The organism is Winogradskyella sp. MIT101101, assembly GCF_047126865.1.
GTDB classification, from domain to species: domain Bacteria; phylum Bacteroidota; class Bacteroidia; order Flavobacteriales; family Flavobacteriaceae; genus Winogradskyella; species Winogradskyella ouciana.
On the sequence record NZ_CP138982.1, the window covers coordinates 2,219,008 to 2,233,046 of the forward strand.

General features: G+C 36.1%; 9 protein-coding genes. 8 read left to right on the forward strand and 1 reads right to left on the reverse strand.

The window, feature by feature from the left end; all coding sequences use genetic code 11:
* Positions 1-117: 117 nt before the first annotated feature.
* The gene (locus tag SIB89_RS09970) at positions 118-1,017 is read left to right on the forward strand and encodes a helix-turn-helix domain-containing protein (RefSeq protein ID WP_412559672.1); all 900 of its coding nucleotides are present in this window, start codon (positions 118-120) and stop codon (positions 1,015-1,017) included.
* Here the strand turns inward: SIB89_RS09970 and SIB89_RS09975 are convergent.
* Positions 1,014-4,535 carry a TraB/GumN family protein gene (locus tag SIB89_RS09975; protein WP_412559673.1) on the reverse strand — a complete coding sequence of 1,174 codons (3,522 nt, stop codon included), beginning with the start codon at positions 4,533-4,535 and terminating at the stop codon, positions 1,014-1,016. The two genes, SIB89_RS09970 and SIB89_RS09975, sit on opposite strands and share 4 nt — an antisense overlap.
* A 224-nt stretch (positions 4,536-4,759) precedes the next feature.
* On the opposite strand from SIB89_RS09975, the gene hemH reads away from it, so the two are divergent.
* The 7 genes from hemH (at position 4,760) to SIB89_RS10010 (ending at position 13,952) form a co-directional block, all read left to right on the forward strand.
* A complete protein-coding gene (gene hemH / locus SIB89_RS09980; protein ID WP_412559674.1) occupies positions 4,760-5,800 on the forward strand; it encodes a ferrochelatase in 1,041 nt (346 codons plus the stop codon).
* Complete coding sequence (locus tag SIB89_RS09985) at positions 5,800-7,155, forward strand: MATE family efflux transporter (RefSeq protein WP_412559675.1); 1,356 nt, start codon at positions 5,800-5,802, stop codon at positions 7,153-7,155. The genes hemH and SIB89_RS09985 overlap by 1 nt, the downstream gene beginning before the upstream one ends.
* A gap of 47 nt (positions 7,156-7,202) precedes the next feature.
* Positions 7,203-10,307 carry a WD40/YVTN/BNR-like repeat-containing protein gene (locus tag SIB89_RS09990; RefSeq protein ID WP_412559676.1) on the forward strand — a complete coding sequence of 1,035 codons (3,105 nt, stop codon included), beginning with the start codon at positions 7,203-7,205 and terminating at the stop codon, positions 10,305-10,307.
* A gap of 155 nt (positions 10,308-10,462) precedes the next feature.
* Positions 10,463-11,011, forward strand: a complete 549-nt coding sequence (locus SIB89_RS09995; RefSeq protein ID WP_273292623.1) for a CopD family protein — start codon at positions 10,463-10,465, stop codon at positions 11,009-11,011.
* Positions 11,012-11,170: 159 nt separating this feature from the next.
* Positions 11,171-12,625: an ATP-binding protein gene (locus tag SIB89_RS10000; protein WP_412559677.1), complete on the forward strand. Its 1,455-nt coding sequence runs from the start codon at positions 11,171-11,173 to the stop codon at positions 12,623-12,625.
* Positions 12,626-12,687: 62 nt separating this feature from the next.
* Positions 12,688-13,470, forward strand: a complete 783-nt coding sequence (locus tag SIB89_RS10005) for an enoyl-CoA hydratase/isomerase family protein (protein ID WP_412559678.1) — start codon at positions 12,688-12,690, stop codon at positions 13,468-13,470.
* The gene (locus SIB89_RS10010; RefSeq protein ID WP_412559679.1) at positions 13,467-13,952 is read left to right on the forward strand and encodes a hypothetical protein; all 486 of its coding nucleotides are present in this window, start codon (positions 13,467-13,469) and stop codon (positions 13,950-13,952) included. Before SIB89_RS10005 ends, SIB89_RS10010 begins: the two co-directional genes overlap by 4 nt.
* Positions 13,953-14,039 lie beyond the last annotated feature (87 nt).

The window sequence follows — 14,039 nt, forward strand, 5'->3', positions numbered from 1 at the left end:
TATCGTTTCTGGTTTTTTTGGTTTGTTTTTTACTAAAACATGATTTTTATCATACTTTTACAGTAAAATTAGGGGTTTTTGGACTCTTTGTTTAGAACGAATCTAAATAACAATAAAATGAATTTAGAAAAATCGACTTCAAAAAGTATCGCTAGAGGTACTTTTGATGAAACGTTTATAGAAGATGGCTTTTTTGTCTTAACATATAAGAATGACGACAATGCGGTTCAAATTCTTGAAAGAGAAATTGATAGCAGCTACCTTCAGTTTCATTTTTGTACAAAAGGCAAGGCAGACTTTGTTTTTAACAATGGTAATTACACGCTAAACATTACTGAAGACATGTCTTTATTGCTTTATAATCCGCAACGCGATTTACCCATTCATTTAGAATTGCAACCACAGTCTTGGTTGGTGTCTTTTGTGATTTCGATTAAAAAATTCCACGGTTTGTTTTCTAAGGATGCCAACTACATTACGTTTTTAACCGACGACAACAAGGATAAAAAATACTACACGGATGGTAAAATTTCACCATCAATGGCTGTGGTGCTAAACCAATTGATAAGTTTCGGCCTGCACGATTCCATAAAGCCACTTTATTTTAAAGGTAAGGTTTATGAGTTGTTGAGCCTATACTTTAATCGTAATGAAGAAGCTGATATTGAGCAATGTCCATTTTTGGTGGATGAGGAAAATGTAGCCAAACTTAAAAAAGCAAAAGATATCATCATCGCCAATATGGCTGAGCCTCCAACGCTACAAGAGCTTTCAGAAACCATAGGACTAAGCCTTAAAAAACTCAAAGAAGGCTTTAAGCAAATTTATGGCGATACGGTTTATGGCTTTCTGTTTGACTATAAAATGGAAGTGGCTCGCAAACTTTTAGAGTCTGATGATTACAATGTTAACGAAGTCGCGTTAAAAGTGGGCTACAGTACAGCAAGCCATTTTATTGCGGCATTTAAAAAGAAGTTTGGGACTACACCCAAGAAGTATATACAGGCTACTAGTTAATAATCATAATACCCATTATAACTACCACGAGAACTCGGAGTCACTCGTTTTCGGTCTTTATAAATGGCTAGGTTGATAATCTCTTCGTATTGTTCTTCTAATTCCTTGGTTTCATCAACGGTAGTACCATAATTTTGAGAAATACTATAGTAATCTACCACCAATTGTTTAGGGTCTTTAGGTTTTATAAAAGAAATGTAGTGTAGTACTTCAGACTTACCAGAATACTCGTCATCCTTATCTATCTTAAAGAAATACATTACTGCATTTTTGCCTTTGTCTGTAACAAAATCGCGTTTTAAAAGAAAATTAATGGAGTCCTTCTCTTTTTCGTAATTAGAATGTGCCAGTAATTTGGATTTAGCAAATTGTTGTTGGCTAATATTAAGAGACTTTATCTTTTTGTGCAGTTTGGCCTCATCAAGCTTTTCTAGAAGTAGATATAGATTTTCCTCGTCTTCAATTAATTTTTCCTTAAGCTGATCTGGTATGTTTTCTTTGTTTTTTGATAACAATACATAGTACTTTACCAGTGCTAATTTTTCATCAACATTGAGCATCTTCTCAAAGAAATCTTGGGCAGTGCGCTCTTTTCTATACGGAAAAATAAGATTGATGTAAGTTGAAAGATCATCAGAATAAGAACCGTAGCCATAACCGCTGTTACTCAAACTACGTTTTACCTCAATTTTACCATCATTAATAAGTTGATTCTTATATTTATTATAAGTTTTAGTCTTTATATACCCACTGTCTTTAACACGTGCCAACAAATCATAAAGGGGTTGTTTGTATTCACTTATAGTGCTGTACTGAAGTATTTTAGGATACAACGAGGCTTTTAATTGTAATGAGTCTTTGCCATAGTAGTTATAGAAAATTCCGCCAATACCACCTAAAGGTAGATCGCGCTCCATTAAATCCATGGCCAGATCGTAATTTTCCTTTTTATTGGAATCGAATAAACCTTCTAAAATAGACGACTGTATTTGCGGATCTGAGTAGCTATCGTAATACAATTGCTTAATGAAATCTAAATTGTTTTTTAAGTCAATCTCCACAAGTTTTCCTACCAAGTGCGATTTAATATCCATGCGTTCTTTTTCGAACTCAAAGTCCTTTAAAACAGAGACGATGTCTTTACTATTATGTTTTTTGAATTTTACAAGGTTGTAAGACTCTAAGACAATACTATCGTTTGCTCTTAAGGCTTCAAAAAACTGCTTGGTCTTGTCTTTAAGAACATCCTTGCCCATTAATGTATCTATTGGTGTAAAGGAATCGTAAAATTCGGTTACAAACTTTGAAGGTCCGCTTATGGAATCGATTAAAGTTTTAAGCTGAAAAAGCACACCTTCCTTTAAAATATTCTTAACCATAACCTGCTTTGCACTTGCTGAATCGGTATAGGTGAAATTGTAATAATGAACATCTTCTAATTTAGATTTAGACCGATTAGCGATGTTAAATCTTTTTTCTGGCTTATAAAATCGAGTGCTGAAGTTTATGTTTCGCTCAAGGTCTTTCCAAAGGCTATCAACATTATGAAACATCTGCAAATCATGAAACTTCTGTCTCGATATTAAAATTTGTTCATTGGCCTTTGTAGAATATGTCGTCGATTTTGTTTTCTCTTCGTAATCTTTTTCATCATTATTGTTGTAACTGCCATACCCATAAGGATTAGGTATTGGTGCTTTTGCATTTGTGTTTACTGAGAAATGTAATGAAGTGTCTATGACTTTCTCAAAACCTGTATAATTCGTTTTGTTGAACTTAAAAGATTTAAAAAAGGCGGTTTTTTCAGTTTCATTTGTGCCAACATAACCTAATAGATAGTAACTGCCATCTTTAACCACAGTTTTTAAGTGCAAGTTTTTACCAGAAGTAGAATCTAAAACTGCGCGAGATTCATAGGTTTTATATATACCTTTCTTAAAACCACCTTCAGCTTCTTTAAGCTTGTAGTTTTTATACAGTGCATGGTGAAAATATTTAGCCTCAAAACTATCTTCTTCAATATAGTCTAAATCGTGTAATGCTACTTCTTCAAGAAAATAGTAGGCATCATCTTTATAGCCTTCTAATAACTTCTTTCCGCTATTGCTCATATTACTTGTGATGTAATATTCTGGGAAATCAACACTGAATTTTTTGTTTGGCGACACAAAAACCTTACTTAAGCTTGAAGGCTTTTTGATAGTGATGGAGTTAAAAATTTTAGCTTCATGATGTAATACAAAATCACTACGCCCAGCAAACTTTACAATGATTATTTCTAAGGGTGTTTGATAGATATGATACTTTTGAAACTCTCCCTTTTTGGTTTTATTTACAATACTTAAACCAGGATATGGTTCAGCCAATTCTTCTTTTTTAATGATGTCTCCAGGAATATCCTCGTACAATAAATCGTCTATGTCCTTAAGCGTGATATTGTCTTTCTCATTAGGCAAATACATAAAACGGCTAATCCTTGTAACGGTTAAATAAGCACCATTGGTCATATCAGGATCTAAATAATATTTTTGTCCAGCATAAGAAAACTCTCTTAGCTTGTCATAAGTATTAAGTCCTAAAAACCCATCAGGTGTTTTGTGCATTTTCAGCTTAGGAGCCACAAAGAGACTATCGAGTTTTGTTTTTTCTGCCTTGCTGAAATCGGTTTGCTCAGAGGTTAAGGCTTTTACTTTGTATCCTCTTTGGCGTAACATATTAATCATACCTTTATCACCAGGTAAGTGAGCCGCACCAACACCTGCAAAAACGGATTTGGATGGCATCAACTCTACTAAAGAGTTTACCATGTTCTCATTTCTAATAAACAGCATATTCTCTCTATAGAATTTTGTATTGACTCCGGCACCAATAGAATCCAATAAATCGAGATTTCTATCGCGATATAAATTTTCTTGAATCAAATATGGATTCTCCTTGGCATATAGTTTTTGAATCCAAGGATCTAAATCTTTCTTGTTAGCGTTATACGCTGCTTTTGTAGTTAAATAGCGAGATTCTGCTAAATCTTCTAAGCCATAAATTTCCTTTCCATTTTTCTTTCCGGCTTGATAGATAAACATATCTAAATAGGTTTCCTCCTCAAAATTATCAGATGCATTACTCTTTCTGTACAAATAAGCATTTACGGCACCATTATCCATTCTTACTGAAGCTCTAATGGCCATTTCCTCAGGATGGGTTAGTTTAAAAAGATTGGTGTAGAACTCGTTTTGGTAATTATTGTAAAACGCAATCTCATTTATCATCATGTCGTAGTTAAAACCTGGCCAAGTAATTGGGTCAGACTCTAAAGCAATACATTCGCTTTCATTTAAGGCTTTATAGAACACATCATCCAAGCGAAAGGCCACTTTTTTACTCACGTGCATCGTTCCATATAGGTACGATGGTTTTTCCAAATCATTACCAGTGATTTCCCAAAGTAAGCTCTGGTATTTCTGTTGGGCAAAGCATGTTATTGAAACTACAAATATTAGGGCTGTAAGAATTTTTTTCATTTTTAAAATTATAATCAGAACTCGTAAAGATATTTAAATCATTGAAATAGCCATAGTTCGTCCATAAAACTCGTTTAAAAACTCATATTATAGATGTTCTAGCTTTTAAATAGAACAAATAAATCACGAAAATATTTGATGATAGCTCAATAACTAATTCCTATTGGAGATAATCAGTTCTATTGCAATTAGAGTTGTATTTTTGCAATTGAAAAAGAAAATTTATGTCAAAAGGAATTCTTCTTGTTAATCTTGGTTCGCCAGACAGTCCAAAACCAAAGGACGTTAAAAAATACCTTGGCGAATTCTTAATGGACGAACGCGTTATTGACGTGCCACTTTGGGCACGAACGCTTTTAGTTAAAGGTATAATATTAAATACACGACCAAAAGCTTCGGCAGAAGCCTATCAAAAAATTTGGTGGGACGAAGGTTCTCCACTAATTGTTTTGTCCGAAAGGCTACAAGAAAAAGTACAGGGTAAAGTTGATTATCCTGTAGCTCTAGCCATGCGTTATGGAAGCATGACGCTGAAAAAAGGGATTCAAGAATTGGTGGATAAAGGCTGTACGGAAATAAAAACTATTCCGCTCTATCCACAATTTGCCATGGCAACAACAGAAACCATTGACGTAAAAGTGGATGAATTGGTTGCTGAACATTTTCCGCAAGTTACAATTACAAGAACACCAGCCTTTTATAAGCGTGAAGATTACATCAATGTGCTTTCAAAAAGTATTGGTGAAATGCTTGAGGGCTTGGATTATGAGCACATACTTTTTAGTTATCATGGAGTTCCTGAACGCCACATCCGAAAAAGTGACATCACTAATGGCAACTGCAAAATGAACGGTAAATGCTGCTTTAAAATGGGCAGCAAACAACACGAATTCTGTTATCGTCATCAATGTGAAATTACAACGGTAAACGTTGCTAAAAAATTAGGATTAAAAAACGGAACATATTCCACAACATTCCAATCCAGGTTAGGTTTTGACCCATGGTTAAAACCCTACACAGATCGAACTATTGAAAGGATGGGCAAAGCAGGCACTAAAAAAATGGCCATCGTCACACCAGCATTTGTAAGCGATTGTCTTGAAACTTTGGAAGAAATAGCCATGGAAGGAGAAGAAATTTTCCATGAAGTAGGAGGAGAAGAATTCACAGTAATTCCTTGTCTAAATGACCGTGACGATTTCGCACAAGTGCTTACAAATATGATTGAAGAATGGGCAAGTTCAGATAAAACTGTACCAGCCTAATGGCAAAAGCATCCTCACAGGAACTAGGCAACAAATCGATCGGTAAACTTCTGATTCAACAGGCTGTACCAGCATCTATTGGGATTTTGGTCATGTCACTCAACATTCTAATCGATACAATTTTCGTCGGAAATTGGATTGGGCCAACAGCCATTGCAGCAATCAATGTGGTGCTTCCTGTGTCGTTTTTTATTGCGGCTTTGGGTATGTCTATTGGTGTTGGTGGCTCGTCTATAATTTCAAGAGCTTTGGGAGCTGACAATGAAAAAAAGGCACTCAAGACGTTTGGCAATCAGATTACCCTAACCATTTTTATAACGATTCTTTTTGTGATTTTCGGGTTGATTTATATCAACGACCTCATTCCAGCTTTTGGAGGAAAGGGCGACATCTTTGAGCCTGCAAAAATTTATTACAGAATTGTGTTGTACGGTGTTCCGGTCTTGGCACTTTGTATGATGGGGAATACGGTAATCCGAGCCGAAGGCAAGCCAAAATTTGCCATGTACGCGATGATGTTTCCATCCGTTGGAAATTTGATTTTAGACTACCTTTTTATTAATGTTTTTGATTGGGGAATGACAGGCGCTGCGTGGGCAACAACAGGCTCGTACATTATGTGTTTCATATTTATTCTTTGGTTTTTCCTGTCGAAAAATTCAGAATTAAAAATCAATGTAAAACATTTTGGGTTGGACTTACCCATCGTAAAAGAAATTGGTTCGCTCGGATTTGTAACATTATCTAGACAAGCTATCGTGAGCTTCACTTATTTATTAATGAATAATATTTTATTCGATTTAGGAGGAGAAACCTCAGTTACGGCTTATGCCATTGTTGGTCGAATGTTGATGTTTGCACTCTTTCCCGTTTACGGTATTACACAAGGATTTTTACCGATTGCAGGCTTCAATTACGGAGCTTATAAATACGACAGAGTTAAGCAAACCATTTATACTGCGATTAAATATGCCGCTTTGCTGGCTGGTATTGTGTTCATTTTTTTAATGGTGTTTCCAGAAACTATTACAAGCGTGTTTACACAAGACGCACAAGTATTGAAAGAGACACCACCAGCAATGCGTTGGGTGTTTGCCGCCACACCAATTATTGCGGTACAGTTGATTGGTGCCGCGTATTTTCAAGCTGTTGGGAAAGCCATTCCTGCATTACTATTAACATTGACACGACAAGGGTTTTTCTTTATTCCACTAATATTAATTCTGCCAAACTTTTATGGCGAAATGGGTGTTTGGATGTCATTCCCAATTGCTGATGTGATGGCAACAATAGTTACAGCTTATTTTTTACATCGTGAAGTGAAGTTAAATTTGAAACCAAAGACGACGGAATAATTTTAAATCCGTAATTTTAGAATTCAAAACTAACGATTCAAATAATTATGCGATTTTCAACCATCCTAGCAGTCGTTCTGCTGTCATTTTTAAGTCTAAACGTTCAATCCCAAAATTTTGAAGAAGCCGATTACGGTGCTTTAGAGTATCGTTTGCTTGGCCCTTTTAGAGGCGGAAGAAGTGCAGCCGTAACAGGCGTTCCCAATAAACCCAACTTGTTCTATTTTGGAGCCACTGGTGGAGGTATTTGGAAAACTACTAATGGAGGTCGCGAATGGGAGAATATTTCAGATGGTTTTTTTGGTGGAAGTATTGGAGCAATCACAGTTTCTAAAAGTGACCCGAATGTGATTTATGTTGGCGGAGGAGAAAAAACCGTTCGTGGAAACGTGTCGTCTGGTTACGGTATTTGGAAAAGTGTCGATGCAGGAAAAACCTGGACGGAATCTGGATTGAAAAATTCCCGCCATGTACCACGAATTGCTGTCCATCCGCAAAATCATAATATAGTGTATGCTGGAGTTTTAGGTAATATCTATAAACCAACCCAAGAACGCGGAGTCTACAAAAGTGTTGATGGTGGAAAAACTTGGAAGAAAACACTCTTCGCCAACGACCATGCAGGAGTGGTTGACTTAATTATGGACCCAACCAACCCAAGAATTTTATATGCTTCAACTTGGCGTGTGCAACGTACACCTTACAGTTTAAGTTCTGGAGGCGAAGGTTCGGCCTTATGGAAAAGCACAGATAGTGGCGAAACGTGGACGGAGATTTCAACGAAAAAAGGATTTCCAGAAGGTATTTTGGGTATCATAGGAGTCACAGTATCACCTGTAAATAACCAACGCGTTTGGGCAATTATTGAAAACAAAGATCAAGGAGGATTGTATCGAAGTGACGACGGTGGCGAAACTTGGAATCAAGTGAACAGTGAACGTAAATTACGTCAACGTGCATGGTACTATACGCGCGTTTATGCAGATACCGAAGACGTTGATAAAGTGTATGTTTTAAACGTACGCTACCATAAAAGTACAGACGGAGGAAAAACATTTAGTACGCACAATGCACCTCATGGTGATCATCACGATTTATGGATTGCACCAGAGAATCCAGATAGAATGATTATAGGAGATGATGGTGGAGCGCAAGTCACTTACGATGGTGGCGAAACGTGGAGCACGTATCACAATCAACCAACATCGCAATTTTATCGTGTGACAACGGATAATGCTTTTCCATATCGTATTTATGTGGCGCAGCAAGATAATTCGACTATTAGAATTCCGCATAGAACAGATGATAGAGCCATCACCGAAGACGATTGGGAAAGTACAGCAGGAGGTGAGAGTGCACATATTGCGGTTGATCCAGAAAATAATGATATTGTTTATGGCGGAAGCTACGACGGATTCCTAACACGAGTAAACCACGAAACAGGAACGGTAAGAGCCATTAACGTGTGGCCAGATAATCCAATGGGTCATGGAGCTGAAGGGATGAAATATCGCTTTCAGTGGAATTTCCCGATTATATTTTCAAAACATAATCCAGATCGACTTTATACGTTTTCGCAACATGTTCATGTGACCGAAAATGAAGGGCAATCTTGGGAAATCATTAGTCCAGATTTAACCCGAAACGACCCAGAAAAATTGAAATCATCAGGTGGACCAATCACGCAAGATAATACGTCGGTTGAATATTACTGTACCATTTTTGCCGCTCAGGAATCGCCATTAAAAGAAGGTTTGCTTTGGGTTGGTAGTGATGATGGATTGATTCACGTTACCCAAGATGGAGGAAAAACTTGGGACAACGTCACGCCAAAGGGAATGCCAGAATGGATGATGATTAACAGCATAGAGCCAAGCGCATTTGACGAAGGGACGTGCTATGTTGCAGGCACAAAATATAAAACGGGAGACTTTGCACCATATTTATATAAGACAACTGATTACGGCAAAACTTGGAAAAAAATCACCGATGGCATTAACGAAGAGCATTTTACAAGAGCACTTCGCGAAGATCCAAAACGTAAAGGGTTGTTGTATGCTGGAACAGAAACAGGAATGTATATTTCATTTAACGATGGAAAGAACTGGAAACCGTTTCAGTTAAATTTACCAATCGTACCAATTACAGATTTAACCATTAAAGACAATAACCTTATCGTTGCCACACAGGGTCGAAGCCTTTGGATGATTGACGATTTATCAGTTATTCATCAATTGTATGATGCAGATTTGAGCAAAACAACATTGTTCAAACCAAAAGACACGTATAGAATGCGTGGAGGCAGTAGAAAAGGGAGTAAAACCGCAGGCACTAACCATCCTAATGGTGTGATGACCTATTTCAACTTGAAAGATTTTGATGAAAATGATAAAGTGTCATTAACTTATTTTGATACTAAAGGTGATACTATAAAAACCTATTCTAATAAAGACAAAAAGAATATGCTCAAGGTTGAAAGAGGTGCCAATCAATTTGTTTGGGACATGACGTACGATGGAGCAGAGCGACTGCCAGGTATGATTTTATGGTGGGCAAGCTTGGAAGGACCAAGAGCAATTCCAGGAGAATATAAAGTGACTTTACGTGTTGAAGATTCAATCCCATCAAATGCAATAGAGATGTCAAAACCTTTTACTATTCTGGCTGACCCTAGAGCCGAAAGCACGTTGGCGGATATGCAAAAGCAGTTCGATTTTATAAAGGATGTAAATAAAACGATGGATGATGCGCACAAATCCATAAAGAAAATCAGAAACATCAATGAGCAGCTTTCGGCATTTCAAAAACAATATAAAAATGATGACAACGTAAAAGTATTGGTAGAAAAGGCTAAAAAATTGGAAGAGGAATTGTCAAACATCGAAAAAGAACTCTATCAAACCAAAAACCGAAGCGGTCAAGATCCATTAAATTTCCCAATTAAATTAACCAACAAATTAGGGCATTTAAATTCATTGGTGAGCATGGGAGATTTCCCGCCAACAGAACAAGATATTGCTGTAAAAAATGAGTTAACGGCTAAGATTGAGAAGCAATTAAACGCATTCAATACGATTTTAAGTGATGAGGTAAAAGCTTTTAATGAAGCCTTTAACAATAAGAATCTCAATTATTTATTTGTTGAGGACTAGCAAAATATCATTGATTTCGTCATTGGGAGCCTGCCTGTCGACAGACAGGGAAGAATGACGAAGCAATCTCATGAAGTTTAGTTTTTAAATCAAGAGATTACTTCAAAATAAATTTCTCGTAATGACGATTTCATTTTAACACTATATTTTCAGAATTGGAATACTACAACTACATAAAATCCCTACATCTAATCTTCGTCATCACGTGGTTTGCAGGTTTGTTTTACATCCCTAGGTTATTCGTATATCAAATTGAAGCCTTTCACAAACCATCTCCAGAAAAGGAAATCTTGGGCAAACAACTCAAGTTAATGGCAAAGCGATTATGGTTTATCATTACATGGCCTTCAGCGATTTTAGCAACTATTTTCGCCATTTGGCTATTGATATTAATACCTAGTTGGCTTGAGCAAGGCTGGATGCACGTAAAACTAACGTTTGTACTTCTACTTTTTATTTATCACTATAAAACGCATCTCTATTACAAGCAACTTCAAAGAGATGAGGTAAAAGTCACATCTAACTTTATGCGTATTTGGAATGAAGGAGCAACATTTATTTTATTTGCGGTTGTCTTTTTAGTGATATTAAAAAATGCCATCAACTGGATTTTTGGTGTTATTGGAATTGTTGTTTTGGGTATTCTTCTTATGTTGGGCTTTAAACTTTACAAGAATATTCGCTCTAAAAACCAAGACCTATAAAAAATAAACTCTAAAATCTAGATCACAAATCCCAAATATTTACGATTAGAATTTTGTTTTTGTAATTTGAAATTTGTGCTCCGTACTTTTGGTTTGATTATTGCTATATTTAAACTCAAAATTAAGAATTAACAGTTACCCTTTTTTAAGGGCACTTTGATGAAAATAAAACGCCTGTCCTTAAGAGCAAGAATATTTGTAGCCATGATACTTTTAGTGTTGTTGGCTTCTGTTCTTATTGCCGCTGTTACCATTTATCAATATCACGAAGAGGCTCAAGATTACCATAGAGAGAGGCTTGAACGTAAAGAGAAAGCCATTAGGCAAAGTATAGATTTTGCAATCAGGGAAACCACATGGGAAGTAAAAACAGAGAACATTCCCTTAATTTTTAAGGAAGAAATTTTTGATATTGATGCCATTCATAATCTTCAAATTAATCTTTACGATTTAGAGGGAGAGTTGTTGATAAGTTCCAAAAGAACAATACAACGAGATACAACCGAAACTTGTTTGGATGCAGAAGTGCTCAATGCATTATCCAACACGGTAGAACATCGCCATGTGATAAAGAAAGAGGAAAATGGACAAACATTTCAGTCGTCCTACTCTTACATTACAGATGAAAAATTTAAGAATCTCGCTATTTTAAATTTACCGTATTTAGAGAATGACGATTTTCTCAATAAAGAGCTAAAGGAATTTTTAGGTCGCTTAAGTTATGCCTATTTGGCCATGATATTAGCGGCTATTGTATTTGCATATTTCATTTCAAAATACATCACTAAATCACTTAAGAACATAAGTGAAAAGATGAATGAAATCCGTCTCGAAAAGCGTAATAAAAAAATACAAATAGAATCCTCTAGCGAAGAAATTGAAACCTTGGTGAATTCATACAACAGTATGATTGATGAGCTTGAAGCCAGTGCTGTGAAATTAGCTACCAGTGAACGTGAGCAAGCTTGGCGTGAAATGGCAAAACAAGTAGCCCATGAGATTAAAAATCCGCTAACACCAATGCGTTTGAGCGTTCAGAGTTTTCAACGAAAATTCAACCCTGAAGATGAAAACATTCATCAAAAAGTTGAGGAATATAGCAATACTTTGATTCAGCAGATAGATACGATGAGCTCCATAGCTTCTGCGTTTTCAAACTTTGCAAAAATGCCAGCACAAAAAAGTGAAGTCCTCAATGTAGTACATATCGTAAAACTGGCACTCGATATTTTTAACGAACACTACATTGCGTTTAAAGCTGAAGAAGAAGAAATTATCGCCAAGTTCGATAGAACACAGCTGATACGAGTGGTTACCAACTTGGTGAAAAATGGAATTCAGGCGATACCAGAAGATGCAGAAAACCCAAAAATAGAAGTTAAAGTTTTTAGCGAAGAGAATTCAGTTAAAATAACAGTAGAAGATAATGGCTTGGGAATTTCAGAAGAGAATAAAACCAAGGTCTTTGAACCTAAATTCACCACCAAAAGTAGCGGAATGGGATTGGGATTGGCTATGGTAAAAAACATTGTAGAAACTTATAACGGAAGTATTACCTTTGTATCTCAACAAGGTGAAGGAACGATATTTACCGTGTCTTTCCCTAAGGAATAACACTCAAAAATATATGTCACCTTGAGCGCAGTCGAAAGGTCTCTAATAAAAATCAACTATCAATGAACTACGAAAACATTCTATCTGAATATAATAATGGAATTACAACCATTACTATTAACCGACCTAAAAAGTTAAATGCTTTAAACAAGGATACCATCCAAGAGTTGCACGATGCTTTTGAAGACGCTGATAGCGATAGTGACACCAAAGTTATTATTGTTACCGGAAGCGGTGATAAAGCTTTTGTAGCCGGAGCTGATATCAGCGAATTTGCAGATTTCAGTGTTGAAGAAGGTGGTAAGTTAGCAGCTCAAGGTCAAGCGTTATTATTTAATTTTGTTGAAAACTTAAGCACACCAGTGATTGCAGCCGTCAACGGATTTGCACTTGGTGGTGGATTAGAATTGGCCATGGCTTGTCATTTTAGGGTCGCAAGCAACAATGCCAAAATGGGCTTACCAGAGACCTCTCTTGGAGTCATTCCTGGTTACGGAGGCACCCAACGCTTACCACAATTAGTAGGTAAAGGCCGGGCTATGGAAATGGTAATGACGGCTGGTATGATAGATGCCACACAAGCCTCTCACTATGGGTTGGTAAACCATGTAACAGAACTTGAAGAGCTGATACCGTTTTGTGAAAAGATAGCAGGTAAAATAATGCGAAATTCTTCCGTTGCCATTGCCGAAGCCATTAGAGCCATTAATGCCAATTATAAAGATGGTGTCGACGGTTATGATGTAGAAATTGAAGCCTTTGGTAATTGTTTCGGGACAGAAGATTTTACTGAAGGTACTACAGCGTTTTTGGAAAAACGTAAGGCTGATTTTCCTGGGAAATGAAGCATATATTTAGAATATCATTATTTATAATTCTAATTTCTTGTAAAAGTAAATCAGCAAATTCTGATGGTATTAGTGCAAATAAAGCGATACCAATCGATTTCTGTAATCTTAAAAACCATGCTAATAAACTAATAACCACGGATTTAATCTATTCTGGTGTTGATGAGTATTGGAGTGCCAGTGGATATGGCACCTGTGGAGACGGATTTAATGAGGTGTATTTAAATTTTGATAATTACTATCGTCAAAAAGGTAATAAATCAATTATAAGAAAACTAAATAAGGTACACTCTAAATATTATATGTATAAAGCAAAAATGACTGTAACTGGAATCTTTCAGGTTAGCCCAATACAGGAAGATATTATCACTAACAAAGATACAATTATAAGCACACTCAATGGATTTGGTCATTTGAATTCATATAATAGTCGAATAAAAATTATTAGTGTTAGAGATATTGAAATTTTAGAAAAATAACACAACTCTTCCTACAAAATTTGTGAACAACCAAAGCTGTTATTAACACCAAAGCGGTAAATTATTAGGTAATTTTAAAGTTCTACT